Here is a 26,469-nt window from a genome sequence, read left to right as displayed (position 1 = left end):
ACGAGATAGACGTGCAAGTTGAGATTTACGTAACGAGATTTACGTAAAAGGTGATGCATATCGAGAGAGGCCGGCGCGGTCGTAGAGCGCCGGCCTTTTTCATGTGCGTAGCAGACGCGTTCGCCGCGGTGGGTAAGCCGGCGTCGAGCTCAAGACCCTCTCCTGCGGGTGGGGTGAGGGCACGGGGCGAAGCGCTCAGGGTGATTCGATTACGGCGCGTGATGCTCCAAAGGGATTTCGACTCCACGTCGCGTTGCGACAACTGCACAAGGCCGCGCGCCCACGCTCATCACTCGCGGTGCTGCGCGCGTACCCTCATCTGCCCCTGCGGGGCGCCTTTTTCTCCCGGTGGGGGAAGGGAAGCAGCTCCTGCTCTTGGCTACTCTAGCCCTTCAACGAGCTGCTCGGCCCCCTTGCGGATTCCCGCCTTTGCCGCATCGTATGCGCCCAGGCTGGCCTTGATGTTCATTGCGCTGGGATACTGCTTCTCGACATACGCGGCGAGCAGACGATCGCTTTGCGCATCGAAGATCTCCACCGCATAACTGACCGACCCGGAGAATGCGCCTTCCTTGCCGCGTGCGGCCTGTACGGCGTTGTACGAACCGCCGCCCAGATCCACCTTCATGATGGTGCCCAGCACGCGCTTGCTGGCCTTGGCGCCGGTCAGGGTGATGCGTACCCGCAATGTCTCGCGATCGGCCGACGTCGTCGGGCGCCAGCGCCGCGCAATGGCATTGCCGAATTCCTGCTGCATGACGTCGGCCAGCATGCGCTTGTCCTGCTCCGGCACGTTCTCGAACTGCGCGTCCGGACCGCGGTAGATGGCGACCGGCTCGACAATGGCTGCGCGGTAGTGCGTCCAATCCACATCGCTGTGATACGCGTACGGCATGCGGCCGCCGCGGCTGCCGTCGTGCGGACGCAGGTAACCGGACGATGGCAACTGGCGATACGGCATGGGGCCGGTGCTGGCGCAGCCGATCAGGGTGATGCCGACAACGGCAAGCGTGCAGCAACGGGTGATGACATGGACAGGCATGACTGGGTCCTGTGAGACACAAAACGGTTGTGAAGGAAGCGGCGTGCGCGAATGCTCAACGCAGCAGAAGACGTGCCAGCGCCAGCGCAAACAGCGCACCGGCAGCCGTGAACAACACACCGCGCGTGGCCCAGCGTTGCAGGCGATATGTCTGGCGTGCGCTGCGGATGTCCGGTAACGCACACCAGATGTCGCGGTTGCGCGTACCGGTGCGGCCGCAGCGAAATTCCGCTGCCGGTGCCAACGCCGTGCTAGACGCGATCACACTGTCGTCGGCGGCGCGTTGCATGGCCAATTGCGACAGCGTGGTCGAAACCTGTGGGGTGGAGCGGGTCGGGCGAATCATCACCATGCATCCTGGATGCGTGCGGTGAGTGCACTCTAGGCAGGCAGGTTTAGAAAGTTATTGGAAGCCAACAGCACCCCGCCACAGCGCGCATGACCTCTTGCTGGGATCGGCAAATCCCCTGCGCCCATCGGATGAGCGCGGGCGCTTACGCTGGCGACGTCGTTGTGCGCTGGGTCCTACAGCGAGGTCAGGCCTATGCGATCTCCCCGCTCGCGCAGGGAAGCGGCAAGGGGCAGCCGTTCATCCCGGTTTCCAGGCGCCGGCCACACCTGCGTGGCGGCCGCGCCATGTTTGGTTAGCTGCGCTTGGCAGTTGGCGCGCTGGTGCCGGCAAACACCACGCGCACGCACAGGCCGCGTCCTTCGGTGCCTTCGCAGGTTTCGATCGTCGCGCCATGCAGTCGGGCAATGCCGGCGACCAACGACAGCCCGATTCCGCTGCCCTGCACTTCGCTGCCGGGCACGCGATAAAAGCGCTCGAAGATCGACGCATGCGCGGCCTCCGGTACACCGGGGCCGTCGTCGCTCACCTGCACGAAGGGGTGGAGCACATCGGCACGCAGGCAGTAGCCGCAACTCACTTCCACCGTGCCGTGGGTGCGCCCGTAGCGGATGGCGTTGTCGACCAGGTTGCGGATCAGGATGCCCACCGCATCCACATCGCAGCGCAACAGGCACGGCGATGCCTCCACCTGCAGGTTGATCTGACGTGCGTCGGCCTGCACGCTGAACTCGTCCAGTACATGCGAAATCAATTCGCCCATGTCGACCTGGTGATAGGCGGCCGAATTGATGCCCGCATCCAGGCGCGCCAGATCCAGCAACTGTTCGGCCAGGCGGTTGCTGCGGCGTGCGGTCTCCAGCAACTGATGCAGCGCCGCGTCCTTGGCCTCCAGCGTGGGCGCACGCAGGGCGACCTCTGCATACGCATGCAGCGCCGACAGTGGCGTGCGCAGCTCGTGTGCGGCATCGGCAACGAAATCGCGCTCGGCCTGCACGGTTTTTTCCACGCGCGCCAGCAAGGTGTTGAACGAGGCGATCAGCGGGCGGATTTCATCCGGTACACGCTCCAGCGGCACCGGCTCGGTGTCCAGCCCGGTGCGCTGCGCAATGGCGAGCGAGACCGTGCGCAGCGGCCCGAGCGAGGTGCGTACCGCCCACCACACCAGCACGCCCAGGATCGCCAGCTGCAAGGTGTTGAGCACCACGGCGGTCAATGTCTGGTTGAGGCTCATGCGCGAGGACATGGCACCTGTCGTGGCGACAACGCCCGGCGTGCCGGTGGCATCGCTGGCCATATCGAAGCGCCGTTCCAGCGTATCGGGCAGCGCGCTGACCAGGCGGTCGCCAAGCAGGTTGAGTTCCTGCTCGACCACGCTGTGATGGCCCTGGGTGACCAGCGCGATCAGGATCCATAGCGAGGTCGACCAGCTCAGCAGGACGATGGCCGCCAATGCCGCCAGCATGCGCGCCTGCAAGGAGGTCATTCCGGTGCCTTGCCGATCATGTATCCCTGGCCGTAGACGGTGGAGATCAGCTCATCGCCGAGCTTGCGCCGCAACTGATGCACATACACCGCAATCATGTTGCTGCCGCCTTCCGACGGGCCGCCATACACGCCTTCTTCCAGCTGATCCTTGGTGACCACGCGCCCGGCACGCTCCATCAATGCCAGCAGCAATCGATATTCATGCGCGCTCAATGCCACCCAGGTACCTGCACGGGTGACCTTGCGGCTGCTCGGATCCACGCAGACATCGCCCTGGCTGAGCACCGGTACCACGCGGCCCTGGCTGCGCCGGGTGATCGCGCGCAGCCGCGCCATCAGCTCATCGAACTGGAAGGGCTTGACCAGGTAATCGTCGGCGCCGGCGTCCAGGCCGCGGATGCGGTCGGTGAGCTGGCCGCGTGCGGTCAGCGCAATCACCGGGGTGGCGTCGTAGTGGCTGCGCAAAAAGCGGATCACCGTCAGCCCGGACTCGCCGGGCAGGCCGATATCCAGCAGCACTGCGGTGTAGCGGTGATCCACCAGGGCGGTCTTGGCCGCGTTGGCGCTGCCGACATGGTCGATGGTCCAGCTCTGCTGGCGTACGCCGTCGCAGATGGCATTGGCCAGCATGGTGTCGTCTTCGACGAGGAGCAGGTGCATAAGGGGTCCGCTGGGCATCGGGCAATCCGAGATCCGCAGCACTGTCGAAGATGCGCGTTAGGGAAATATTAGTGCATGCCCCGTCCGGCGCGGCTGCGTCCCCGATGGGCGGCCCAGGCGCCCGAACCGCAGGGTTCGCCGGGCGGCTCAGTGCTGCAGGATGGCGCGCAGCGCCGGCTCCAGTTGCGTGTACTGGAAGCGGAATCCGCCATCGAGCGCACGCTGCGGCAGCACGCGTTGACTGATCAGCAGCAGGTCGGCCATCTCGCCGAATCCCAGCCGCAGCAGCCCGGCCGGCAGCGCCAGCAGCGCGGGGCGATGCAGTACCTTGGCCAGCGTGCGCGCGAACTCGGCATTGCTGACCGGGTTGGGCGCGGTGGCGTTGTAGGCGCCGGGCTGGCCGTGCTGCAGCAGCCAGACCAGCAGCGCGACCATGTCGGCGCGGTGGATCCAGCTCATCCAGTGCCGGCCGTTGCCGAACGGCCCGCCGCCGCCCAGCCGAAACGCCGGCAGCATGCGTGCCAGCGCGCCGCCGTTGCGGTCCAGCACGATGCCGGTGCGCACCCAGCTCACGCGCGGGCCAAGCGCGCCGATACGTGCGGCGTCCGCTTCCCAGTCGCGGCACAGCGCGGCCGAGAAGTCATCGCCTGCGGCATCTGCTTCGGTCAAGGTGATGTCGCCGCGCTCGCCGTAATAGCCCACCGCCGACCCGGAGATCAGCACCGACGGCCGCTGCGCAGCTGGCTGTTGCGCAATCCAGTCGTGCAGTTGGCGGGTGATGCCCAGCCGCGAATCGCGAAAACGTTGCTTGCGGGCGGCGGTCCAGCGGCCGGCGGCCAATGGTTCGCCGGCCAGGTTGATGACGGCATCGGCCTGCACCCCGTCCAGTGTGTCGACGGCGGTCACGCCGGGCAGGGTACGGCTGGCCCGGCGGATGTCCCGCGTCAGCACGCTGATCTGATGGCCGGCATGCAGCAGCGCGGGGCACAAGGCCTGGCCGATGAAGCCGGTGCCGCCGGTGATGAGCAAACGCATGTGAGGATCCTGGGTCGAGTCGATGCGGCACCATAGGCCAGGACGGACCCAGGCGCAGTGAAGTGAAGCGGGCGCGCGGAGCGCAGGCAACCTTACCGATGCTGCGGCCGATGTCTTGGTGCAGATGGCTGGGGACGGCGGCGTCCAAGGTGGTGACGTGCAACCGCACCTAGCGTGTCGGGCCCGCGAATGCAGCCGCGCTGCAATGCGCTCGATGCATTGCGACGGTCAAACGCAAACGCGCCGGACAGGCCGGCGCGTTGCAGGGTGCAGCGGCGGTGCGCTTACTTCGACGACGAGACCGCGTGGGCGCGTTCGAAATGTGCCGACACCACGCGACGGGTCTCTTCCAGGTGCTGCTTGACCGGCGCACTCTCGGCGGCGGGCAGCAGTTCGGCGTCGATGATCTTGATGGTGTCGCCATGGTCGATGACCATGTTGCGCATGAAGGCGTTGCGGTACGCGTCCTTGCCGTCGGGCAGGGTGAGCGTCTTGGACAGCGCTTCCACGGCGGCCTTGCCCCTGGCGCGCATCGCATCCGCACGCGCGCTGTCTGTTGCCCCCAGCGCCTTGGTCTTCTCCAGGTTGGCTTCGTGGTCGCGCAACATCTGCTGGGCGAACTCGCCGGTAGCGCCGCCCAGGTCTTGCTCGACGGCCTGCTTGGCTAGTGCAATCTCGTTTTCGTCGATCGCAGCCAGCACGCCCAGCGCACCGCCATCGCCCTTGGCCAGTTCGGTTGCTCCGCTCCCGCTCACCGGTGCGGCGGTCGGCTCCGGCGATACTGCCGGTGCAGTGCGCGATGCGTCGCCACCGGGGCGATCGCAGGCGGTAAGGGTCAACATGGCCAGCAACGATGCAGCAACAAGAGTGGATTTCATGAATGTCTCAGGGTGAGTCGGCAATGCCGACGGTGAAATGCAAAGGAGCCGCTACGCGGCTCCGGTACGACGTTGATCAGGCCCACTGCGGCTGGGCGGCCGGTGCCATGCCCAGGGATCTGATCGGTGTGCGGATCGCATCCTGCGCGGTGCGGCACTGGCGTGCCATGCGCACGGTACGTTCGCGAATCATGGCGTGCTCGCTGACTGGGGCGCTGCCCAGCAGGCTGGCCACATGGAAGCCAAGGATTTCCTCCGCGCGGTCGCCCTGGTCGCTGATGATGTGCGGCACCAATCGCTCCAGTCGTTCCAGCTCCTGCTGCACTTGATACGGGGTTTTCATGACGATCTCCAATGAGTAACGGGTCTTGCGTACGACGGATGTGCTCAACTGTTGCGCGCACCCAGGCGCTGCCAGCAATCGGTTGCCAGCTGCTCGTAGTTGGACTGTGTGCTGGACGAAATGAAGTGATGCTCAAGGCGGTCGCGAAACAGACGCAGACGTTCCTGGTCGCTTGAACGCGGTGCCTGCAGATAGATATCGCAGGCCATCTTCACCACCGGAGACAATTCGCTGAACTTGCCTGCACCCAGATTTCCCTGGGCATGCCGCGCCTGCCAATGCGCGATTTCGGCTTGTACATCGATGACGGAGGGGTCTCTGCTCATGACTTGGGGCGTTCCGGGGTTAAACAAACTTGACCCGCAGAGTAACTGCGGGTATGTCAACGAATGATCATCGAACCCGACCATTGGCCTGCACCCACGCAACGCGACGCTTAACTGGTCAGCTTGTTTCCGCGCTTCTACACGCGTTGCATGCAGGCGCATTGGCTTGATCTGTCTCAATGCCGCCGAGCAAACGCGATGCACAGGCCAGCACATGCGATCGGCCAGCTGCAGCGCGCCAAGATGCGGCGTGTCAGTCGCTATCGTGTCGACCGCCACTGCGCGTGCGGTGCTCGCGAGAAGACTGGCGTGCAGTGCCGCATTTTACGGAAGATTCTGAACCGCTCCACACTTGTGTAACGTCTGATCCTTACTCTATGCCATGACGTAATGGAGAGAGCAGACAGGATGCAGGAGAGCGAAAGCAGTCGTCGTAAGCCGCACCACGCCAGCGGTACACCCGAAGCGCGCGTGTGGTGGCAGGCCTTGTTGGAGCTGCGTGGTGGGCGCATGGCCATCAGCCTGATCGTGGTGGTGCTGATCGTGGTAGGCCTCTATCTGGCCATGAAATAAGCGCAGACGCGCACCTGCAACATCGCACTGCGCCGTCCGGCGGTCACGGGATCGGCGCCGGGATGCGGCCTTGCCGCAAGGGGATGTGATGGCAGATCCGCCTTATGGGTTGGTGCGTGGATACACCCTGCGTGCGGTGCCTGCGGATGGACACGAACGTGTCACGCATGCCTGGGTGTGCAGCGACATTGCACGCCTGCTAGGTGCCCGTGATGGCGGGCTCCGCGATCCGGTGATGTGTGAAGAAGGCGCCGAGCATCGCATCTTGCATGTGCCCGACGATACCTTGACCGCGGAACAGGCACGCGCATTGGCCATTGACGATGCGGTCGACCTGTTGGGCGGTATCGTGCCGTACGCATTTGTCGCCACCAAGGTCATCGGCCACCCGTTGATCGGCGAGACAGCCGCGCAGATCCACGGCTGGAACCAGGCACTGGCCACTGCATTGATGCCGGCCACGTTGCCGGGCTACACCGTGTTTTCGCGCGAAGACGCGCTGCTTGCGCTGGATCTGCTGCTGGCCGACGGCGGGGTGCGTCTGAAGCTGCCCACCGGCGTGGGCGGCAATGGGCAATGGCGCATCGCGGACAGCGGCGCGCTGTTGCAGGCGTTGGACACGTTGCCGGAGGATTACCTGCGCACCCACGGCGCCGTCCTGGAGCGCAACATCCTGCAGCCAGTGACCCATAGCGTGGGCGAGCTGTGCGTGGCCGGTATCCAGATCGCGTATTACGGCACGCAATGCAGTGTGCGCAATGCGCAAGGCGATGAGGTCTACGGCGGATCGTCGTTGCATGTCCATCGCGGATCGTTGGAAGCGCTGTTGGCCACCGCATTGCCGCCGTTGCAGCGGCGCGTGGTGGAACAGGCATGCCGCTACGATCGCTGCATCGTTGCCGCCACTGCCGGCTTGCACATTTCGCGTCGCAATTACGATGTGGTCAGCGGCGAAGATGCATCTGCGGTGGCTGTCTGCGGTGTGCTGGAGCAATCCTGGCGGATTGGCGGTGCGACGCCGGCCGAGCTTGCGGCGATCGCCTGTTTTCAGCAATACCCCGACCTGCACTGGGTGCGCGCATCCACGCACGAAATCTATGCGGGTCAACCACCGGCCGATGCGCAGGTGTATTACCGTGCAACCCAGCCCGGCGCCGGTCCGCGCTACAAATACCGAAGGGTCTCAACCGACTGATGGAAGCAAAACTTTCCAGCATCGACATCCCGGTCGATCACGACGCGCTCAGCGGCACCTTGCTCACGCCGACCGGCATTCCGGCGGTGCTGTTCGTCCATGGCTGGGGCGGCAGCCAGCATCACAGCCTGGTGCGCGCGCGCGAAGCGGTGGGTCTAGGATGCATTTGCATGACCTTCGATCTGCGCGGTCACGAGGGCCATGCCTCGATGCGACAGACCGTGACCCGCGCGCAGAACCTACAGGACATCATCGCCGCCTACGATCAGCTGGCAGCGCTTGCGTACGTGGATCAACAGTCGATTGCCGTGGTCGGCCTGAGTTATGGCGGCTATCTGTCGGCATTGCTGACCCGCGAGCGCCCGGTGGAGTGGCTGGCATTGCGCTCGCCAGCGCTCTACAAGGACGCGCACTGGGACCAGCCCAAAGTCAGCCTCAATGCCGATCCGGATCTGACCGCGTACCGCCAACGTGCGCTGACGCCCGACGACAACATCGCGCTGGCAGCCTGCGCTGCCTATACCGGCGACGTACTGCTCGTCGAAGCCGAAAACGACGTCATCGTGCCGCATCCGGTGTTGCGCAACTATGCCAATGCCTTCGTCAAGGCGCGCTCGCTGACCTCGCGCGTGATTACCGGAGCGGACCATGCGTTGAGCGTCAAGGAGCATCAGCAGGAATACACCCGCGCGTTGATCGATTGGTTGACCGAAATGGTGGTGGGCCGCCGGATTGCCCTGGCCAAGGAGGTGGTGGCCGCGCGCAAGCAGATGCTGAGGCAGCAGGGCGACGCTACGCGGTCGGGACAGGATTCACTCGCGTTTCGCGGCGATATCCGGGCGGTGGAGAACTCGTCCGGTTGATCTGCTGTGGGTTGCCTCCCCGCACAGGTAAGCGCGGTGTGTCGCTTACCCACTGGCCATGCGGAAATCCCGCAACCCAACGGGATACCGCGCGACGATACCCAGGCGTTGCACGTCGGCCGGTACGCGGCCAGACCACAACAACCCCCCTACGCAAACGGGCCCTCGCGGGCCCGTCTGTTTTCTTCCTGGTTACTGGCGCTTGGCGCGGCCGGTGTGCTCGGATTACACGCGCGGATCGGTCGGGTTGCGACGTGCCGCATCGCCATGATGATCCGAATCGAAGGCCTCACGCACGGCGTGCTTGGCCTTTTCCCAAGTCAGACGCGAGTCGGCCTTGAAGCGGTCCCAGCCATCGCCCAGGTCGCGTTCCAGATGGTCGTCCCACTGGCGGCCGGCATGCTGCTGACGGGCCTGCATGCCATAGCGATAAGCGGGGCGATAGTCGTCATACGAGTATTCGCTGTCGCGGTAGCTGGCGCTGTCGAAACGGCCGGCATAGTGCGTGTCGCCATCGCGATACACGCTGTGGGTGCGATCGGCACGTTCCCATGCATCGCGTGCGGCCAGGCGCGCTTCATCCCATTCCAGACGCGATTCGCCGCGATTGCGCGGCCACTCGCCAGCCAACGTGGCCTCGGTTTCTTCCCAGGTGCTGGTCGGGCGCGTTTCGCGTGCCTGCAGCCCGAAGCCGTAGACGGTGGCGTAGTCGCGGTCGTAGTCGGTGCCTTCTTTGTAGTACGGGCGGTTCTGATGCTCCTGGCGCCAGTATTCGGTTTCCACCGTCGGGTCGAGGCGTTCGGCCACGCCCTTGCCTGCCGCAGCACCTGCCAGGACGCCGGCAGCCGCACCGATCAAGGTGCCGAGCGGGCCGAATACCGTTCCTGCCAATGCGCCAGCTGCCGCACCCCCGGCGATGCCGCCCACGCCCACGCCAACCGGATGCGAGCCGGGAGCACCGGAGATCGGGTCGCGGTTCAAGTCCTGTGCTTCTGCCTTGCGTTCCTGCTTGTCGAGATTGCTCATGCCGCCTCCGGTTACCTGATGGATGCCGCCTGCGAGGGCAGGCCGCGAATGTGGCGCAACCATGGCGGCGCGGGAGTGAAACGCTTGTGCTTTGATGTGAGTGGCGTCGCGACATGCCTGAACTGTGCATGCGCGCTTGCGGATGAGGCCGCCGACATTCTGCAGTGATGCCATCGCACAGTGTCGCGAAACAAAGGCCGCTATTGCGGCCCTTGGTCACCCCTTGATACACACCACCTGGCGCAGCGTGTGCAGCACCTCGACAAGATCCTGCTGCGCAGCCATCACCGCATCGATCGACTTGTATGCCGCAGGCGATTCGTCGATCACGGCCGCGTCCTTGCGGCATTCCACATGTGCGGTTGCCTCGCGGTGCTGGGCCAGGGTGATCTGCGCACGCGCTGCGGTTCGGCTCATCACCCGTCCCGCGCCATGGCTGCAGCTGTGGAAGCTCTCGGCGTTGCCCAGCCCGCGCACGATATAGCTGCGCGTTCCCATGCTGCCGGGAATGATGCCCAGCTCGCCTGTCCGGGCGCTTACCGCGCCCTTGCGGGTGATCAGCAATTCCTCGCCATGGTGCGTCTCCTTTTGCACATAGTTGTGGTGGCAGTTGACCGCCAGCTTCTCCAGCTGGAACTTCGGCAGGCGGTGGCGCATTTCCGCCAACACCCGAGCCATCATCGCTTCACGATTTTCGCGGGCGTAATCCTGTGCCCACGACACCGCTTCCACGTACTCATCGAACAACCGCTCGCCCTGCATGAAAAAGGCCAGGTCCTTGTCGGGCAGATGAAAGCCCAGCACGCGGTGCGCCAGTTGCTCGCGCGCCCGCTCGATGAAGTAGGTGCCGATCAGGTTGCCGGTGCCACGCGAGCCGCTGTGCAACATCACCCACACCGCGTCGGTCTCGTCCAGACAGACTTCGATGAAGTGGTTGCCGCCACCCAGCGTGCCGATCTGGCATGCCAGCTTGTCGGTACGGATGCGCCGGTGCTGCTGCTTGATCGCCTCCAGCCGCTGCACCAGCCCCGATTGCGCGATCCGCGTGTCGATGCTGTCGGGCAGATTGCGATGCTCGCCACCCCGGCCGTTGCCCACCGGCACGCTACGCTCGATGCTGGAGCGCAGTTGCGCCAGATTGTCGGGCAGGTCGCTGGCCCGCAGCGTGGTACGCACTGCCGCCATGCCGCAGCCGATGTCCACGCCGACGGCCGCCGGGATGATGGCGCCGCGGGTCGGGATCACCGAGCCCACGGTTGCGCCCTTGCCCAGGTGCACGTCGGGCATCACCGCCACCCACGGCCCGACGAACGGCACCGCGGCGATATTGCGCAACTGCGCATGCGCCTGTTCTTCCAGCGGTACGCCACGCACCCAGCCCTTGATCGGAGTGGTGCTGCCTTCGGCGTGCAGCCATTCGAACTGTTGTGAAGTACTCATGGTGTTGATTCCTTTGCGCGGGTGCGCGGCCAATCCCTTGGCCGCACACCCGCATGGCTATCTGAGCGTCACCAACTGCTTCAGCACGCCATCCAGGCCGCCGAACACGGTGAGCTTGTCGATCTTTTCGGTGACCTTTTCCAGCGCCTCCAGCTCCTTCAATCGCATCAGTACCGGGCTGTCTTCGATCAGCTTGGCGGTGTTGAGCAACGAGCGGGTGGCATTGGCTTCCTCACGCCGACGGATCACATTGGCTTGCGCCTGCTTCTCCGCCTGCACCACTGCATTGAGGATTGCGCGCATTTCGCCGGGCAGGATCACGTCCTTGACGCCAACGCCGAGCACGTCGATGCCGAACCCGCCGACGCTGCCACGCACATAGCCGAAGATATCCGCGTCCAGCGATGCCTTGTCGCCCAGCAATTCGTCCAGCGTCTTGGACGCAACGGCGCGGCGCAACCCATACTGCAATTGGCGGTACAGGTAGTCGCCCGCCTTCGCCACGCGCGTGCGCATCGCCACGGCATCGGTGACGCGCATGCTCGCTGCCAGATTGACCCGCAGCGAGACCTTGTCGCGCGTCAGCAGTTCCTGGCCGGAGACCTCGACCGACTGCACGCGTAGGTCGATCACCTCGATGACCACGTTCTTCTGGAAATTCCAGAACGCGTAGGCGCCGGGGCCGAAGGGTGCCATCAGCCTGCCGTCGACGAACACCAGCCCCTGCGACTCGGCGGGCACGTCCATGCACACGGCAACGCGCGACAACGTGCCGAGCTGACGCAGGCGTCGCTGCACGTCACCCGGCACCTGCAGGCCATCGGCCAAGGGCAGGCTCAGCACCTCGATGGTGGCTGCGCCGCGCCAGTACAGCGCGCGGGTGCCCGGTGGCAGTACCTGATCGAGCTTGCCGTTGCGGCTCAGCAGGCCCACCTGCGCGCTGCCGATGTCCGCCAGCACGAAGTGCTGCGGCAATGCGGCGCCCAGCGTGTCGATCAGCCTGTCGGCATCGCGGCCGACCTCCTCGCCGCTGTGGATGGTGTGGACGCTGACCTCGGTACGGCCCAGCGGGTCGAACAGGCGGTAGACGCCGGGCGCGAGCACGCGCGCGAACCGGCGATTCCGATACACCAGGCCGCGCTCGCCGTCGCCGATCACGACCCTCTTGCTCCAGAACATGACACTTCTCCTTGGGTTGGCTCTGGTGGTCCGATCCGCAGGGACTGCCGTCGCGCCGCCCGGATCGGACTGGTGGCGAACGTGTGCCGATGCAACGCGGCGTTGGAGGGTGGAAACGCCGGTGACGGCGGCCGTGCGGGGCACGCTGCGCTGTTGGCGCCTGCCGATGCGTTGCCGCAGCTCCGCGATGGTTTGCGAAGTCACGGACGAGCGCAGGGCGACGCGTCCAGGGCAACCGCCCGGCGAGGCCGCCGCTGCCGCGTGCATTCAAGCGATGCATTGCGTGATTGCACGCGGCATGGGCGTTTCCGTAAAGGGACTTGCGTCCCCGGAATGACCGGGAAGGTCATTGCTTGGAGCGGGAATCGAACCCGCGACAGACAGATTTGAAATCTGTTGCTCTACCCTCTGAGCTATCCAGTGGTGGGTAATGCGGAATTGAACCGCGCCTGCGGATAGTGCCGCCGCTCGACCACGAGCCGTTACCCAAAACGAGAAACACGAGAAAGATATCGATATACGCCACGGCACAGCCGCACGCACCGGTTGGAATAAACTCCACTCCGCTGAAGATCTTCCGCATTGTTTCCGATTACCGTTTTATTAAAACGGCAATTCAGTCGGTGCATGACCACGCACCACCCGTGCCCGAAACCTGGGCACAGCGCTGTCGCGCCTCGTGGCAATCCAACATCCCTGTTGTCGGGCAGTCCATGCCCGGGTTTCAACTGCGGTCATTCACAGGTTCGCTGCGAACGCATAACGAAAACGCCCCCGGATGCAGCATCCGAGAGCGTTCGCGTGCCTCGGAGATCGGGTGACCGATCTCCTTGAATCAGGACATCAGCCGATGATGGTGCGCACGTCCTGTTTGGCCGTGCACGCAAACGATGCCGCGCCAAGGGCGCCGGGCAGTCGATTGCGTTGGATGGAATGGCTGGTGTGCATGAGAGTGCGTCAGGTCCGGGTGCAGGCAGTGCTGCGTAGGGCGCGAACATTACCTGCAGGTTTTTGGTTATGCAAGCACTTTATGAAAATAATTGATTATGTTTTTTCAGGTGCTGGCAGTTTGGCGATTGAAAGTGCGGGCCGGGGATGGATAAGGCTTGGAGTGGTTGGATAATCGTCTGCATGTTTGGTGCTGGGGTTGTCGATGCGTGGCTGTGCACACGAGGCCGATGTTGCGCGAGTAGGGCGCCGGGGAATGGGCGATCAGTGTGCTTCGGTGGATGGGTTGCCGTGATGACCTCGCGCCAATCGCGCGCCTGCCGCGCACAGCCGCCCGGCCGGCCATTCACTGCGCAGGGTGCAAGACGTAAGCCGCCAGCAGGCTGCCGTCCGAAGAATGAGAGCGGCGAACAAGCCGATGGAGCGCAACGCCAGGCGGATGCGCCTGGTTTGCGATGCGGCGTGCAGCATGGATCGCTGTGGTGATGAGCACCCGGTCAGCAGCCGCCTGACAACTGCGCACGAGGTGCCGTGAGCCGCGCTCAGCCGCCGTGGGTGCCCAGCGTACGCGCGCCGGTCAGAATCATGCGCAGCATCTGCGAGATCTGTTCGATCAGTTCCGGGTCCTTTTCCGGCGGTGAGTCCATCGCCACCGCTCCCATCGCAAAGACCAGGCGGGTGATCGCCTTGGACACCAGCGCCGGTGCGTGCAACTTGGCGTTGTCGGCGGCGGCCAGGCGGATCAGGTCCACGCGCAGTTCGTCTTCGAAATAGGTCAGCTCGCGCTCCACCGCCTGCTTGAAGGCATCCGAGCCCACCGCGCCTTCGCGCAGCAGCACGTGCAGCAGCTTGTCGTCGGCGCGCAGCTGCTCCATGAACGCCTCCACGGACACGCGGATCACGCTGCGGTCGGTGGAGGTGGCGCGCTGGCGGGCCTGCCCGATGATGGTGCGCAGCGAGCGGCCGGCCAGATCGATCAGCGCTACCGCGAGCTCATCCATGTCGCGGAACTGGCGGTAGAAGCTGTTTGGCGCAATGCCGGCCTCGCGTGCCACTTCCCTGAGGCTCAGCGTGGACAGGCTGCGGTGCGGGCCGATCAGCGACAGCGCCGCGGCAATCAGGTCCTCGCGTGAAATCGCCGGCTTGCGTGACGGCGGCGCGTCGTGGGAAGGCAGGGCGATGGAGGTCATGGGGCGGCGGCCGGGCGAGGGGATGAATCATAGCCCTTCTGGGAATATACAACTGTATACACGCATGTGCATGCATGCGTATAGTGCGACCTATGAGTCTGGCATCCACTCCAAAGAGCAAAGCCCCGCTGTCCGCACGGCTGGCGCGCCGGCTGGTGTCGCCACAGCTGTTCGATTTCTGGGCAACCCGGATCAATCCGCTGTGGACGCTGGATCGGCCGATGGCCCGTCTGGTCGAGCGCAGCACCGCCAGCCGCGACGCGGTGACCTTGGTGCTTCAGGCCAACGGCCACTGGCAGGGCCTGCAGGCCGGCCAGCACGTGAGCCTGGGCGTGGAGATCGACGGCCGCCGCCTGCTGCGCAGCTACAGCCCGACCGTGCTGGCCGATGGCCGCCTGGCGATCACCGTCAAGGCGATCGAGGGCGGGCTGGTCAGCCGCTACCTGGCCGGCGATGCGCCGATCGGGACGGTGGTGTCGCTGGATCCGGCCTTCGGCGACATGTTGCTGCCGACTGCCCCGACGCCGCTGTTGCTGCTGGCTGCCGGCTCGGGCATCACCCCGATGCGCGCGCTGCTGCAGGCCGCCGCGCAGGCCGGCATGCCGATGGACGTGGACCTGCTGTACTGGGTGCGCCAGCGCGACGAAGCCTGCTTTGTCGACGAATTCGAGGCGATGGCCGCTGCATATCCGCGCCTGCGCGTGCGGCTGCTGACCACTCGCGAAGGCGCCGCGCCAGCGGCGCGCATCGATACCTACCCGTTGCAGCAGGTCGCCGATCTCTCCAGCCGCCACGTCATGGTCTGCGGGCCGGGCGGCTTCGTGCAGGCAGCCCGCGCGCGGCTGGAAGGCCAGGTGGCGGCGTTTCAGGCCGAAGCCTTCAGCGTGCCGGCGCTGGATGACGGCGAAGCCGGTGAGGTGCAGGTCCAGCTGTCACGCAGCGGCCGTACGCTGACCCTGCCGCGCGGCCAGTCGCTGCTGGAAGGGCTGGAAGCGCAAGGCCTGCGGCCGAAGCACGGCTGCCGCATGGGCATCTGCAACAGCTGCGCCTGCGCGCGTCAGTCCGGCACCACGCGCCACCTGTTGACCGGTGAGCGCAGCAACGAACCCACCGCACAGGTCCGCCTGTGCATCAGTGCCCCGAGCACTGACCTGATCCTGGATCTGTAAGGAATCCTCATGAGCCGAGTCCATAACCGCGCCCTGTCCGCTGCCGAACTGCAGTCCTTCGGCGACGAACTCGATGCCATCCGCGCCCGCGTGCAGTCCCAGGTCGGAGCCGCCGATGCGCGTTACATCCGCCGCATCGTGGCGGCGGTGCGCTGGACCGGCGTGGCTGGCCGCGCGCTGCTGTTCCTGGGCGCGTTCGTGCACAGCGTGCTGATTCCGGCCTGGATCGCCGGCGTGGTGCTGCTGACCCTGTCCAAGATCCTGGAGAACATGGAGCTGGGCCACAACGTCATGCACGGCCAGTACGACTGGATGGGCGACCCGCAGCTCAACGGCAACACCTACGAGTGGGACATCGTTGCCACCGGCGACAACTGGCGCAAGACGCACAACTTCAAGCACCACACCTATACCAACGTGCGCGGCATGGACGACGACATCGGCTACGGCCTGCTGCGCATCTTCCCCGAGCAGCGCTGGCGCCCGTTCTACCTGCTGCAGCCGTTCATTGCGGTGGTGTTCGCGTTGCTGTTCGAATGGGGTGTGGCAATCCAGGACCTGCGCCTGGGCCGCTGGTTCGCGGGCAAGATGAAGGCGGCCGAGTTGCGCGCCTCGTTCCTGCCGGTCGGCCGCAAGATCGGCCGCCAGATGCTCAAGGACTACATCGTGTTCCCGCTGCTGGCAGGCCCGTTCTTCCTGACCGTGCTGCTGGGCAACCTGGCCGCCAACGTGCTGCGCAGCATCTGGACCTTCGTGATCATCTTCTGCGGCCACTTCACTGCCGATGCGGAAGTGTTTCCGAAGGAGTCGATCCGCAACGAGTCGCGCGGTCACTGGTATCTGCGTCAGCTGCGGGGATCCTCGAACCTCACAGGCGGCAAGCTGATGAACGTGCTGTCGGGCAATCTGAGCCACCAGATCGAGCATCACTTCTACCCGGACCTGCCGGCCAATCGTTATGCGCAGATCGCGGTCGAGGTGAAGCAGATCTGTGCGCGCTACGGCCAGCACTACAACACCGGCTCGCTGCCGCGTCAGTTCGGCCAGGTGATGTGGCGGATCGTGCGGCATGCCTTCCCCAGCCGGCCCAAGCCGGTGCGCCAACGCAGCGCTGCGTTGCAGGGCGCTTGAGTGATACGAAAAAGGTCGCCCTTGGCGGCCTTTTTTCTGGATGTGAGGTAATCGAAGCAGCGGCACGCAATGCAGCAAGGTGAGCGTGGCGACGCGGCCACGTGTCTGCCTGCAGCCTGCCAGCGCATTTGGCGCGGGCAACGCTAGGCACCTGGCCGGCGTGCGGGTGAGATTGGCCGAGCGACGACGCAGTGGTCGCGGTCGCCGTCTCAATACGGGCCAGGGCCGACATCGGCGATGCGGCCACTTGCCTGCATGCAACACGCATGCGTCACTGGCGTAGGTAACCAGGGCACCGAACGGTGTCCCAACGCGGTGGGCCGGGCAACAGCGCAGTGGTTGCGAGCGTCACTTCGACGCCACGCCATGGTGTGAGTGCTTGCCCGGGTTGCAGCATGTCAGCCCGACGGCGGCGGTAAGCCTGAGCGTTTCAATCGGGCCAGGCGAGGCCAGGGATCGCGACGACGCAGCCTTGGCCCTGCATGGTGTCTTCAAGGCATCGACGCGGCTTGTCGGCCGGATGCCTTGAAGGCGGCGGTCGCCTACTTGAATCCGTGCGCCGAGACGGTGCGCGCCTGCGCGTGATACGCGATGAAGCCGGTCGCCGGCAGCGCGCGCGAGAACAGCCAGCCCTGCGCAAGGTCCACGCCGTGGGCGCGCAGGTAGTCCAGTTGCTCCTGGCGCTCCACGCCTTCGGCGATGGTGCGCAGCTGCAAGGTCTTGGCCATTTCGATAATGTGCGCGGTCACCGAGCTGGTGGCCGAGTGGGTGCCGATGGTGTCCACGAACGACTTGTCGATCTTCAGCGCATCCAGCGGCAGGCCTTGCAGGTACTGCAGGCTCGAATAGCCGGTGCCGAAGTCGTCGATCGACACGGTGTGGCCGGCCCCGCGCAGATGGGTGATGGTGGTGCGCGCCGCGTCGATGTCCATCAGGCTGCGCTCGGTCGCCTCCACCCACAGCTGCCCGCTGTCCACCCCGGTGCCCTGCAGGGCCTGGGCCAGCACCGACTGCACACGGCCGCTCTTGATGTCGTCTGCCGAGACGTTGATGGCCACGTGCAGCGCCGGATCTGCAGCCAGGGTGGGGCCCAGGTCGCGGATGACTTCGGCCACCACCAGATCGGTGATCGGCAGGATCAGGCCGCTTTCTTCTGCCAGCGGAATGAAGGCATCCGGCGGCACCAGCACGCCGTCTTGCTGTTGCCAGCGCACCAATGCCTCGGCGCCGACACAGCGGCCGTCGTCGAGCGCAATGATGGGCTGGTAGTGCACGATGAATTCGCCGCGCTGCACCGCAATCTCCAGCCGCGCCAGCGGCGACAGGCGGCGCCGAGACACCCACAGCACCACGCCGACCAGCAGCACTGCCAGCACGATACCGCCGGGTACCACTTGCAGCCGTGCGGCCGCCAGCGGCCCGCGCAGGTACGCCATCGGCTCGGTGACCACCGCGACCCAGTCGCCACGCCGGTCGCGGCCGGACAGCACCTGCGGCTGCGCGGCGGCGGTGCCGGTGTCGGTGTCCTCGAGCGGCGTCACCAGCAACTGCTCGGCTGCCGTGCCGGTGCTGCTGAGCACCTGCCCGTCGGGGGTGCCGATCGCCAGCTGCAGGCCCGGCGGAATATTGATATCGGCCAGCGTATCGGGATTGATCAGGACGTTGTAGTCGCCAAGCTGCAGCGCCATCAGGGGGTGCTGCGGATTGGCCAGCGGCAGCAGCCGGGTGGTCACCGCGATGCCGCGCTTGACCACGAAGTCCGGGCGGGTCTGCGGGATGCTGTTGGGCAGCAACCCCCACGACGTGCAGTGCAGGCGGCGTTGCTCGAAATGCCCCAGCTCGACGATGTAGTGGCTGGTCAGCACCAGCGCGCGCATCTGCGCCAGATGCGTGGGCGAGCAGGGCGGTAGCCGTGAGGCGGCCATGCTCAGCAGGGCGCCATGCGCCTCGTCGAAGGCGGTTTCGGTCCGCCGGATCGACAGCGCCGCCAGTTGGCTGAGCCTGCTTTCCTCGCGCGACAGCGCCAGCCTCCAGGCCAGGTAATAGGACAGGCCGATCGGGAGCGTTGCGCAGAGCAGCACCAGCAGCACGGTCAGACTGATGATGCGTTGACGCTTCACGTCACCACCCGCATCGGCATGGGGGCCAGCTCATGCGCGCGGCCTGCCGTGCGGTCTGCACGCCACGGTCTGCGCGTCTGCCACGGCTGCGTCGCCACACGCAGCAGCTCGCCTTACCGGCGTGATGTGGACCACAGATATGGACTGATGAGGCTGCACGTCGCGAATGTACGACACACGCGTGCATTGCGCGCGTCTGGCGAGCGAAGTGGATGTGATTTTCTACCGGAAGCTGCCCCTGCACTGCAGCAATTGACGCGGCCGATGGATTCACGCGCCTGCACGCAGTCGCGCGCTAGGGTCATTGTGTCTGCGCTCGCCACGGCGGGCTGTGGGGCCATCCGGTCCCCGGCAAGGCGCTCTCACTGGAGGAATCACCCATGACAACGCAGAAAGAACGCGTCGGCGGTACCGATGCGGTACCGATCTTCAAGATGCACGAAACCACGCGCGACGGCGAACTGGTCAAGTACGTTGTCGGCGACACCGGCGTGGCCTTCGACAGCCTGGAAGGCGCGCAGGCCGCCGCCAAGGATCTGGGCACGCTCAACGGCTGAGTCGCAGGATTGAACGCCGCCAATGGGGGAGTCCGCAGCGGATTGCGACGCTCGATGCAGTCGACAGCCGGGGCATCCCAGCAACCACGGGCCGAGACGGCCGGAGCAACCAGGCGGGTGCATCATGTGTACTGCGGCCTGCATGCTCCGGCCGTCGTTGTATGAGGGTGGCGGAGTCAGGATCGGTGTGACGCGGCTGGGTCGATCGCGGTGTGGGGCCGGTCGTGTTGCTGCGGGCGAACAGGCCGGTCTGCGGACGTGAGTCCGCGATCGGGCCGCTCGGTCACGGCACGGCCGTGCCTGACTCGTCTCAACGCGCGGAGCCATCTGGTGTGCGCGACGCACTGCCCGGCATCGCGCAGCGGTGTGTATGGAATCGAGGCTGAGGCGGACATTGCGGCGCGCGTGCTCGTGCGCAGTCGGCCTTGCCTGGCGCAGTCGCAGCGGCCGTCGCAGCGGCCGCCAAGCGTCCTCAGGGCAGCGGTTGTTCGGTGAGCCGGCCGGTGTGCGGGGTGTGGATCAACGGTGCCAGGTCGAACCCCTGTTCGCGTGCCTGCGCCAGATAGGCCTGCGCAATGTTTTCGTCCAGCTGCGGCAGGCGCGCGAGCAGCCACAGATACTTGCGATCGGGACTGCCGACCAACGCGGCGGTGTAATCTGCGTCGATGCGCATCACCCAATAGTCGCCCTTGGTGAAGGGAATCCAGCGCAAGCCCTCGGGCAGGAAGGTCACTTCGAGCCTGGCATTTGTCGCGTCGATGGCGCGCGCCTGACCGACCGCTTCCTCCAGCTCGCCGGCTGCGGTGAGGCAGCGGTTCTGCACGCGTACGCTGCCGTCGTCCTCCAGCGAATAATGCGCGGACACATCGGTGCAGTCGGCGTCCTCGAAGCGGATCGGCAACCTGGCGATCTCGTACCAGGTGCCGAGATAGCGGTTCAGGTCCAGCGATGCAACGGTGATCAACTCGGGAAATCGGCTCATGACGGCCTCTGCGCAAAGGGATGGCAGTCGTTTTACGTGCAGGGCCATGAAGTGGATGTTGGCACGCGCAGGCCGGCTGCCAGCTGCGCGCCATCGCTTGCGCTGTCACTGCCGTCGCCCGTTGGTCATCGACGCGGCATGCGAGCGATCGGCTGCCGGTATGGCCACACCCTGACCTGCCATCGGTGCACGGCATCGCAGACACCGCACCGCGCGGGATCTGCCGTGTCGGCCAAGCCAGCCAGGAGCGGCTCACAGAGCCACGGCGCACCAACATGCGGGCACGGCCGGCGCTCGATGCGGCATGGGCCACTCGGATACGCCGGTTTCAAGTGCGCGATCCATCTCCAGCTGACGACTGCTCGACAGGGTGTGTCGCCTGACTACGCCGCGCTTGCGGCGGTCAGTGCGCGATCCAGCTTGCGATAGCCGATTGCTTCGGTCAGATGGCGCGTGGCGATGTCCGCGCTGTTGTCGAGATCGGCGATGGTGCGCGCCACGCGCAGGATGCGATGCATCGAGCGTGCGGACAGCTGCAGATGCTCGATCGCACGCTCCAGCAGCAGTTGGTCGTCGTTGTGCAGCCGGCAATGGCGATCGGTGTCGGGTTGGTCGAGCTGCGCATTGGGCAGCGGCCCACGGGCGAGCTGGCGTTGCCGCGCGGCGACCACGCGCGCACGCACACTGGCGCTGTCCTCGCCCACATTGCCGGTCCGCAATGCTTGCGGTGGCAGACGCGGCACGTCGACATGCAGGTCGATGCGGTCCAGCAGCGGACCGGAGATGCGGCTGCGATACCGGCGGATGCTGTCGCTGCTGCAGCGGCAACGCCCGCTGCCATCGCCGGCCCACCCGCAGGGACACGGGTTCATCGCCGCCACCAGCTGAAACCGTGCCGGGAAATCCACGCTGCGCGCTGCCCGCGAGATCGTGACCAGACCCGACTCCAAGGGCTCGCGCAGCACTTCCAGCGTTTGTCGCTGCCATTCTGGCAGTTCATCCAGAAACAGCACGCCGTGATGGGCCAGCGAGATCTCGCCGGGACGCGGATGGGTGCCACCACCGACCAGGGCGACCGCGCTGGCGGTGTGATGCGGGGCGCGGTAGGGGCGCTGCCGCCAGCGGGCAAGATCCAGTCCGCGGCCGCTGATGGAGGTAATTGCGGCAGTTTCCAGGGCTTCGCCTTCGCTGGCTTCCGGCAGCAGGCCAGGCAGGCGCGAGGCGAGCAGGGTCTTGCCGCATCCGGGGCTGCCGACCAGCAACATATGATAGCTGATTAAATTAGGGTAAAATATGTGGCTATGAACCGCCCAAAGGCTTACTCCTACACGCGTTTTTCAACCCCGGAACAGCGGAAGGGGTCGTCCATGTGGCGTCAAGAAGAGCGGGCAAAAGCTTTTGCCGAAAGGCATGGGCTGGAAATCGTTGACCGCTTCGATGACTTCGGCGTCTCAGCCTTTCGGGGCAAGAACGCACACGTTGGCGCCCTCGGTGACTTCATTAAGCATGTGGAGCGAGGCGAGATCGAGAGAGGGAGCTACCTCCTCGTCGAATCTATGGACCGGCTCTCTAGAGCCGACGTACATCAGGCGCTTACGCTGCTCCTCAACTTGATGGCGCTCGGCGTAAGCGTAGCCATCCTCGACGATGGGCAGATTTACAGGCATGGCGTAGACAATGCGCAGACCTCGCTGCTAATCGCGCTTGTCTCTATGACCCGTGCACATGAGGAATCCAAGCGAAAGTCAGAGATGTTGTCAGCTGCTTGGAAGCGTAAGCGAGAGTACGCGCGCGCTGAGGGCAAGGTGACGACCAGCCGAGTTCCAGGTTGGCTCAGGGTAGTTGACGGGAGAGTCGAACAGATTCCCCAAAGATGCGTGGTGGTCCGAGAGATCTTCACACTCGCGCGCGACGGCTATGGCGCCTATTCGATCTCGCGGTTGCTCAACGAGAGGAAGGAGAAGCCCTGGAGCACGCGGAAGAACGCCGTATGGCGTGAGTCATATGTCAAGAAGATCCTGATGAGTAGGACTGTGCTTGGTGAGTACCAACCGCACATCGTCTCTACTGAATCAGGGAAGCAGAAACGGGTTGCATCAGGAGCGCCGCTTCGTGACTACTACCCAGAAATTGTCTCACCTACACTCTTTCAGGAAGCCAACAACGCGGTAGACGCTAGAAGGATCATAGGCAAGGGGCGAAAAGGCGCGAGATACGCGAATGTTTTCACTGGGTTGCTTCGCTGCTCATGCGGCGCGGGTGTCAGGTTCATCGACAAAGGCGATGGTCCAAAGGGCGGAACCTATTTGCAGTGCAGCGTCTCTCTCGCGCGTGGATCGTGCGGGGCGCGAACTTTCGCCTATTCGTTAATCGAGGAGCTGTTGCTCAACACTCTCGATAAGCTTGACGTTTCCGAACTCATCGGAGGTACCAGTGCTGCGACCAAGGCATCAGCACTTCGGGCTCAACTCGCGATGTGCGAGGCTGAGGAGGCTGGAATCAAACTTGCCTTGGAGAGGATCAAGGGCAGTTTCATGAGCCCCTTCGAAATGAATCCGTCCGGCGACAGTGCGAATCTGCTTACTTGGCTGAGAGAAACGGAGGCGCGTCAGAGTGAGGTTCTCAGTCGTCGCAAGCTTATTGAAGAAGAGCAGATGAGCCTCACTCAGGTCGATCCTCAGCAATGGCGAGAGACTGTGGCTCAACTTAAGACAGCTATCGCCGACGATCGGGATCCTGAAGTTGGCAAGAAGAGGCGAGCTCTTGGCGCTGAGCTGCAGCGAGTCCTGAAGAAGATCACCTTGGCAGACATCCGGCGGGAAGGATTTGAAATCGCGCAAGAGTATGAATCAGACGTCGAAATAGACCCTGAACCTAGTTTGGAACCTTTGGCTAAAGTAGCTACTGGCACAACCATCTGGCGTGATCTGGGCGAGACGCGAGGTTGGAAAGAGGTCTTTGGCGTCAGGAGTCTTAGCGGGTTGAACAAGCTTGCGCGGCAGCGCTCGTTCGATCTACGGATTGAGTACAAGTCTGGAGAGGTGGTCCATTTAGATCCGCTGCTTGGTCAGTGGTATCGCTCTAAGAAGTCGATCAAGATGAAGAATTTAGAGTTCAAGGCGAAGGGTGTCATCGAGAACAACTAGCGCGTTTTTATAGCTTTTTGATGCACGCTTACTTTTTGCAGAACGAAGCCCCCGCCCCGCCGCTCACTCAATTTCTTTACAAGTCCCAGCGTTGGGCTGGACGCCTTGGCGACAACAACATCGGGGCGATCGTAGCCGCCCCGATAGATGTGTCCAAGTCGCATCATGCGTATTCCGTGGACTGCATGTGTAGAGGGGCGACTAGTTGAAGTCCGCCGGGTGGGTGGGCACAGAGCCGACGATAGCCCATGGCGCACTTTGCTTCATCATCCATGGCGTCAAAGTTGACGATGGTCGGCTCTTGGGTTGATACGGCGTTATGGGTGTGTGTCTGGGCTGGCTTTGATCCACAGCGGAGCTATCAAGGGTCCCGGAAGACCCTTGATAGCTCATCAAAGTTCAGTCGCCACCAGAGCACTTGGCAATCGGGTGGGGCGAGACGTGCGTGTTGATCCAGTCGATCGAGTCTGCATAGTCTTGCTTACTGCGCTTCTTCAATATGTAGCTAACCCATCCATCATCCGACACCGGTTCGATCCGGTTTTCTCGCTGACTAGCACCTTTTAGCCTGACCCAATACTGCTCGATTTTTGAGGCAATGTTTTCGCCGGTCATATCGGGTGGGATCTCGACCTTGAGGTGATAGTGGAGACGTACCCGATCTTGGGCTCGAGTGCCTCCTTCTCGGATTGCGATGACATAGAGGGGCTTATTGGAAGATCGACCGCGAGCGAACTTGTTCAGCCGTTTGATCAGTTCACCAACAGTTGCTTGAGCGATCTCTTCAGTGAGGCGCTCACCCGGACGCCTAGGTTGGAAAGTCAAAGTCACTGCCACGCCCGGGAAGTCGCGTTCTTTCAAGTAGGCAGTGATGTCCTTCTGGATGCGTTCCGTAGTGATGTATTTCAGAGCCGGGTCGGTAAGCGCGGTCGCGCTCTGACGCTTCGCCTCCGGCGCACTCCTGATCGCAGTGACTACCGGCGGTGCATCCTCCAAAGGAGTGGGCGGGCGGACTTCAGGGGGGACGAGGCTCCGCAGGCGGAGTCGCTGCTGAGCGGACAGGTTCGAGTACGAGAAGGGACTAAAGATTGGCATGGCTGCTCCATTTCAAAGGAGCTTCCAGTTTTGGAGATCGTGAACCTAATGTTTTGCACCGGTTCGCGTCAGCTACCAATCGCCTCGACGGACTAGCCGTCAGCGTCGCGAAGAACTTCCCACGGCTTGCAGCCGAGTCCTTTGCAGATCTTCTCCAGGGTGTCTAGTTGCAAGTTCTTCTCGCCGCGTTCTATGGCGCTGTAGTACGTCCGATGCATGCCGATGTAGTCGGCGAAGCTCTCCTGACTGTAGTCGGCTGCTATACGACGCTTGCGTAGCGCTGTTCCCAGCTGTTTTAGGAGGGGAGAAGTCATCAGCTCACCCTAGAAGACCGCTCCTTTTACCTCTACAGATTCACAGGTAGACTACTTATAGGTATCTTTTCTGGGTGGGGTCGTATGAGCTTCAAGCGCGTTGGGGTGTTAGCTCTTGGCTTGTTGAGTTTGGTGGGTTGCTCTGCGGAGGACTCTAAGGTCACTTACCCGGATGCCCAGAAGGCGTTCTTCGGACTGAATCGTGAGTGCAAGTACGCTTACAACAGCGGGATCAATGACATCCAGCGGTCTCGCGCGTTCAATGAATGCAATAGCTCCCGAGTGTCTTTTTCCAAGCAAGGCGTCAGGGGATGGGTAGGTAACATCACTGACATCAGTACGGATCAAGGAGGAGATGTGGTGTCTGTGGACATCAGCGCGACCATTGATGGCTTCGAAGCTGCCTTTGGCACGGTAGGCAATCGGATTTCAGACGTCGATACCGGGTCGTTGATCACCCCAAACCATCCGCTCTTCAATGTTCTCTCCAACATGAAGGTGGGGGACCGCGTTAGATTTAGTGGCAAGTTCCTTATGCATCCGGAAACTGATAGAGGCGTTTGGGAATCAAGCCTGACAGAACGAGGGTCAATGGATGATCCGACGTTCAAACTCCGCTTTACTGATATTGAGCCGTATGAGCAGGTTAAGGGCGGTCAGGCTGAGTCGCTCCGTGGAGTTGAGGTGCGTTCGCAGGAAAGCCAGGGTAAGCAAGATGTGCAAGAGGCGATACAAGACATCGCGCAGCCCGGTGCCACGTCCAGTCCACGGGTCGAGTCCTCAGCTTCTTTCCGCGAAGGAAGCTATGAGCAGGTGAGAGAGCAGCTTGTCTCGGCTGGTTATTTACCACTGGCAGCGCCGTCCGAAGAGTACTCATCCTCCGTAGACGGTGATCCGGCTTCGTGTGGAAATTCCGGATGTTCCGTACCGTGGCGAAGCGCAACTGTGGTCGCTTGCGTTGGAGTTTCCGTAAACGACAATCTGGACGAGCGCCAGTGGGCATCGCATGTTAATGAGGGCATGTGCGAGTAAGGCTCAATGTGCCCTACAAGCGCCGCCTTCCGCCGCAGCTTAGGGCGGCAGCCTCCGTCGCGCTTGCGGGTTTATGTTATATGAAAACAATACGGGCGTTTGGAAACCATACGAATGACAAGTTTTATCGGGTACTACAGGGTTTCGACTCAGGTGCAGCGACGTAGCGGGCTTGGATTGGCGGCTCAGTCAACAAGTGTCATTGACTACGTGCGCACCGTGTCTGGAGATCTAGTGGGGGCGTTTGAGGATGTGGAGTCAGGAGGACGCTCGGACAGAACTGGGCTAGCAAATGCGTTGCAAGCGTGTAGGCAGCAGCGCGCGACTCTAGTGATTGCGAAACTCGACCGTCTGTCCCGCAACTTGAGCTTTATCGCGCAACTGATGG

General features: G+C 63.7%; 24 protein-coding genes and 1 pseudogene. 8 read left to right on the top strand and 17 right to left on the bottom strand.

Going from position 1 to position 26,469, the window contains the following annotated elements:
• Positions 1-379 precede the first annotated feature (379 nt).
• The 8 genes from FHY18_RS16970 to FHY18_RS16935 all read right to left on the bottom strand — a co-directional run bounded on the left by FHY18_RS16970 (position 380) and on the right by FHY18_RS16935 (position 6,121).
• A complete protein-coding gene (locus FHY18_RS16970; RefSeq protein ID WP_259157124.1) occupies positions 380-1,042 on the bottom strand; it encodes a DUF3313 domain-containing protein in 663 nt (220 codons plus the stop codon).
• Between the two features lie 55 nt (positions 1,043-1,097).
• On the bottom strand, positions 1,098-1,388 hold the full coding sequence (locus tag FHY18_RS16965) for a hypothetical protein (protein ID WP_259157123.1): 291 nt from the start codon (positions 1,386-1,388) through the stop codon (positions 1,098-1,100).
• A 298-nt stretch (positions 1,389-1,686) separates the two neighbouring features.
• Positions 1,687-2,877 (bottom strand): ATP-binding protein, encoded by a 1,191-nt coding sequence (locus FHY18_RS16960; RefSeq protein ID WP_259157121.1) that lies wholly within the window; start codon positions 2,875-2,877, stop codon positions 1,687-1,689.
• On the bottom strand, positions 2,874-3,539 hold the full coding sequence (locus FHY18_RS16955) for a response regulator transcription factor (RefSeq protein WP_104612320.1): 666 nt from the start codon (positions 3,537-3,539) through the stop codon (positions 2,874-2,876). The genes FHY18_RS16960 and FHY18_RS16955 overlap by 4 nt, the downstream gene beginning before the upstream one ends.
• Before the next feature lie 147 nt (positions 3,540-3,686).
• Entirely contained in the window at positions 3,687-4,574 is an 888-nt protein-coding gene (locus FHY18_RS16950) for a TIGR01777 family oxidoreductase (RefSeq protein ID WP_259157118.1), read from the bottom strand.
• A gap of 284 nt (positions 4,575-4,858) precedes the next feature.
• Positions 4,859-5,452: a DUF4142 domain-containing protein gene (locus FHY18_RS16945; protein ID WP_259157116.1), complete on the bottom strand. Its 594-nt coding sequence runs from the start codon at positions 5,450-5,452 to the stop codon at positions 4,859-4,861.
• A 76-nt stretch (positions 5,453-5,528) separates the two neighbouring features.
• The gene (locus tag FHY18_RS16940) at positions 5,529-5,795 is read right to left on the bottom strand and encodes a hypothetical protein (RefSeq protein WP_259157115.1); all 267 of its coding nucleotides are present in this window, start codon (positions 5,793-5,795) and stop codon (positions 5,529-5,531) included.
• Positions 5,796-5,839: 44 nt separating this feature from the next.
• Positions 5,840-6,121 carry a hypothetical protein gene (locus FHY18_RS16935; RefSeq protein ID WP_003486531.1) on the bottom strand — a complete coding sequence of 94 codons (282 nt, stop codon included), beginning with the start codon at positions 6,119-6,121 and terminating at the stop codon, positions 5,840-5,842.
• A gap of 408 nt (positions 6,122-6,529) precedes the next feature.
• On the opposite strand from FHY18_RS16935, the gene FHY18_RS16930 reads away from it, so the two are divergent.
• The 3 genes from FHY18_RS16930 to FHY18_RS16920 all read left to right on the top strand — a co-directional run bounded on the left by FHY18_RS16930 (position 6,530) and on the right by FHY18_RS16920 (position 8,752).
• Positions 6,530-6,694 (top strand): hypothetical protein, encoded by a 165-nt coding sequence (locus FHY18_RS16930; RefSeq protein ID WP_259157079.1) that lies wholly within the window; start codon positions 6,530-6,532, stop codon positions 6,692-6,694.
• An 88-nt stretch (positions 6,695-6,782) separates the two neighbouring features.
• Positions 6,783-7,889 carry a DUF3182 family protein gene (locus FHY18_RS16925; RefSeq protein WP_259157078.1) on the top strand — a complete coding sequence of 369 codons (1,107 nt, stop codon included), beginning with the start codon at positions 6,783-6,785 and terminating at the stop codon, positions 7,887-7,889.
• Positions 7,889-8,752 carry an alpha/beta fold hydrolase gene (locus FHY18_RS16920; RefSeq protein ID WP_259157077.1) on the top strand — a complete coding sequence of 288 codons (864 nt, stop codon included), beginning with the start codon at positions 7,889-7,891 and terminating at the stop codon, positions 8,750-8,752. The genes FHY18_RS16925 and FHY18_RS16920 overlap by 1 nt, the downstream gene beginning before the upstream one ends.
• Positions 8,753-8,977: 225 nt before the next feature.
• Here the strand turns inward: FHY18_RS16920 and FHY18_RS16915 are convergent, their stop codons facing one another.
• From FHY18_RS16915 to fabR, 4 genes are all read right to left on the bottom strand, one after another.
• Positions 8,978-9,778 carry a hypothetical protein gene (locus FHY18_RS16915; protein ID WP_259157076.1) on the bottom strand — a complete coding sequence of 267 codons (801 nt, stop codon included), beginning with the start codon at positions 9,776-9,778 and terminating at the stop codon, positions 8,978-8,980.
• 216 nt (positions 9,779-9,994) lie between these two features.
• Positions 9,995-11,218 carry an RtcB family protein gene (locus FHY18_RS16910; protein ID WP_259157074.1) on the bottom strand — a complete coding sequence of 408 codons (1,224 nt, stop codon included), beginning with the start codon at positions 11,216-11,218 and terminating at the stop codon, positions 9,995-9,997.
• A gap of 57 nt (positions 11,219-11,275) precedes the next feature.
• Positions 11,276-12,397: a slipin family protein gene (locus FHY18_RS16905; protein ID WP_259157073.1), complete on the bottom strand. Its 1,122-nt coding sequence runs from the start codon at positions 12,395-12,397 to the stop codon at positions 11,276-11,278.
• A gap of 1,490 nt (positions 12,398-13,887) precedes the next feature.
• Positions 13,888-14,535, bottom strand: coding sequence for an HTH-type transcriptional repressor FabR (fabR, locus tag FHY18_RS16900; protein WP_005989260.1), 648 nt, complete (start codon positions 14,533-14,535; stop codon positions 13,888-13,890).
• Between the two features lie 92 nt (positions 14,536-14,627).
• Here fabR and FHY18_RS16895 point away from each other — a divergent pair, with 92 nt between their 5' ends.
• Positions 14,628-15,704, top strand: coding sequence for a ferredoxin reductase (locus FHY18_RS16895; RefSeq protein WP_259157065.1), 1,077 nt, complete (start codon positions 14,628-14,630; stop codon positions 15,702-15,704).
• A 9-nt stretch (positions 15,705-15,713) separates the two neighbouring features.
• Complete coding sequence (locus FHY18_RS16890; RefSeq protein ID WP_259157063.1) at positions 15,714-16,835, top strand: acyl-CoA desaturase; 1,122 nt, start codon at positions 15,714-15,716, stop codon at positions 16,833-16,835.
• Between the two features lie 542 nt (positions 16,836-17,377).
• On the opposite strand, the gene FHY18_RS16885 is transcribed toward FHY18_RS16890, so the two are convergent.
• Positions 17,378-18,955, bottom strand: coding sequence for an EAL domain-containing protein (locus FHY18_RS16885; protein ID WP_259157061.1), 1,578 nt, complete (start codon positions 18,953-18,955; stop codon positions 17,378-17,380).
• A 380-nt stretch (positions 18,956-19,335) separates the two neighbouring features.
• On the opposite strand from FHY18_RS16885, the gene FHY18_RS16880 reads away from it, so the two are divergent.
• The gene (locus tag FHY18_RS16880; RefSeq protein ID WP_005989247.1) at positions 19,336-19,512 is read left to right on the top strand and encodes a hypothetical protein; all 177 of its coding nucleotides are present in this window, start codon (positions 19,336-19,338) and stop codon (positions 19,510-19,512) included.
• Positions 19,513-19,984: 472 nt separating this feature from the next.
• On the opposite strand, the gene FHY18_RS16875 is transcribed toward FHY18_RS16880, so the two are convergent.
• Together FHY18_RS16875 and FHY18_RS16870 are read right to left on the bottom strand one after the other, a co-directional pair.
• Positions 19,985-20,494, bottom strand: a complete 510-nt coding sequence (locus tag FHY18_RS16875) for a lipocalin family protein (RefSeq protein ID WP_259157057.1) — start codon at positions 20,492-20,494, stop codon at positions 19,985-19,987.
• Positions 20,495-20,877: 383 nt separating this feature from the next.
• Positions 20,878-21,762, bottom strand: a pseudogene (locus tag FHY18_RS16870) (YifB family Mg chelatase-like AAA ATPase); the annotation flags it as partial.
• 33 nt (positions 21,763-21,795) lie between these two features.
• On the opposite strand from FHY18_RS16870, the gene FHY18_RS16865 reads away from it, so the two are divergent.
• Complete coding sequence (locus tag FHY18_RS16865) at positions 21,796-23,640, top strand: recombinase family protein (protein ID WP_259157056.1); 1,845 nt, start codon at positions 21,796-21,798, stop codon at positions 23,638-23,640.
• A 399-nt stretch (positions 23,641-24,039) separates the two neighbouring features.
• Here FHY18_RS16865 and FHY18_RS16860 read toward each other — a convergent pair whose 3' ends face one another.
• Together FHY18_RS16860 and FHY18_RS16855 are read right to left on the bottom strand one after the other, a co-directional pair.
• On the bottom strand, positions 24,040-24,735 hold the full coding sequence (locus FHY18_RS16860; protein WP_259157054.1) for a hypothetical protein: 696 nt from the start codon (positions 24,733-24,735) through the stop codon (positions 24,040-24,042).
• 92 nt (positions 24,736-24,827) lie between these two features.
• Entirely contained in the window at positions 24,828-25,049 is a 222-nt protein-coding gene (locus tag FHY18_RS16855; protein ID WP_259157053.1) for a helix-turn-helix transcriptional regulator, read from the bottom strand.
• A gap of 84 nt (positions 25,050-25,133) precedes the next feature.
• Between FHY18_RS16855 and FHY18_RS16850 the strand changes: the two genes are divergently transcribed.
• Complete coding sequence (locus tag FHY18_RS16850) at positions 25,134-26,081, top strand: hypothetical protein (protein ID WP_259157051.1); 948 nt, start codon at positions 25,134-25,136, stop codon at positions 26,079-26,081.
• Positions 26,082-26,469: the final 388 nt, after the last annotated feature.

The organism is Xanthomonas sp. 3793, assembly GCF_024806835.1.
Taxonomy (GTDB): Bacteria; Pseudomonadota; Gammaproteobacteria; order Xanthomonadales; family Xanthomonadaceae; genus Xanthomonas; species Xanthomonas arboricola_F.
Note: the sequence above shows the minus strand (reverse complement) of the source record. Positions and strands in the feature narration are given on the sequence as shown.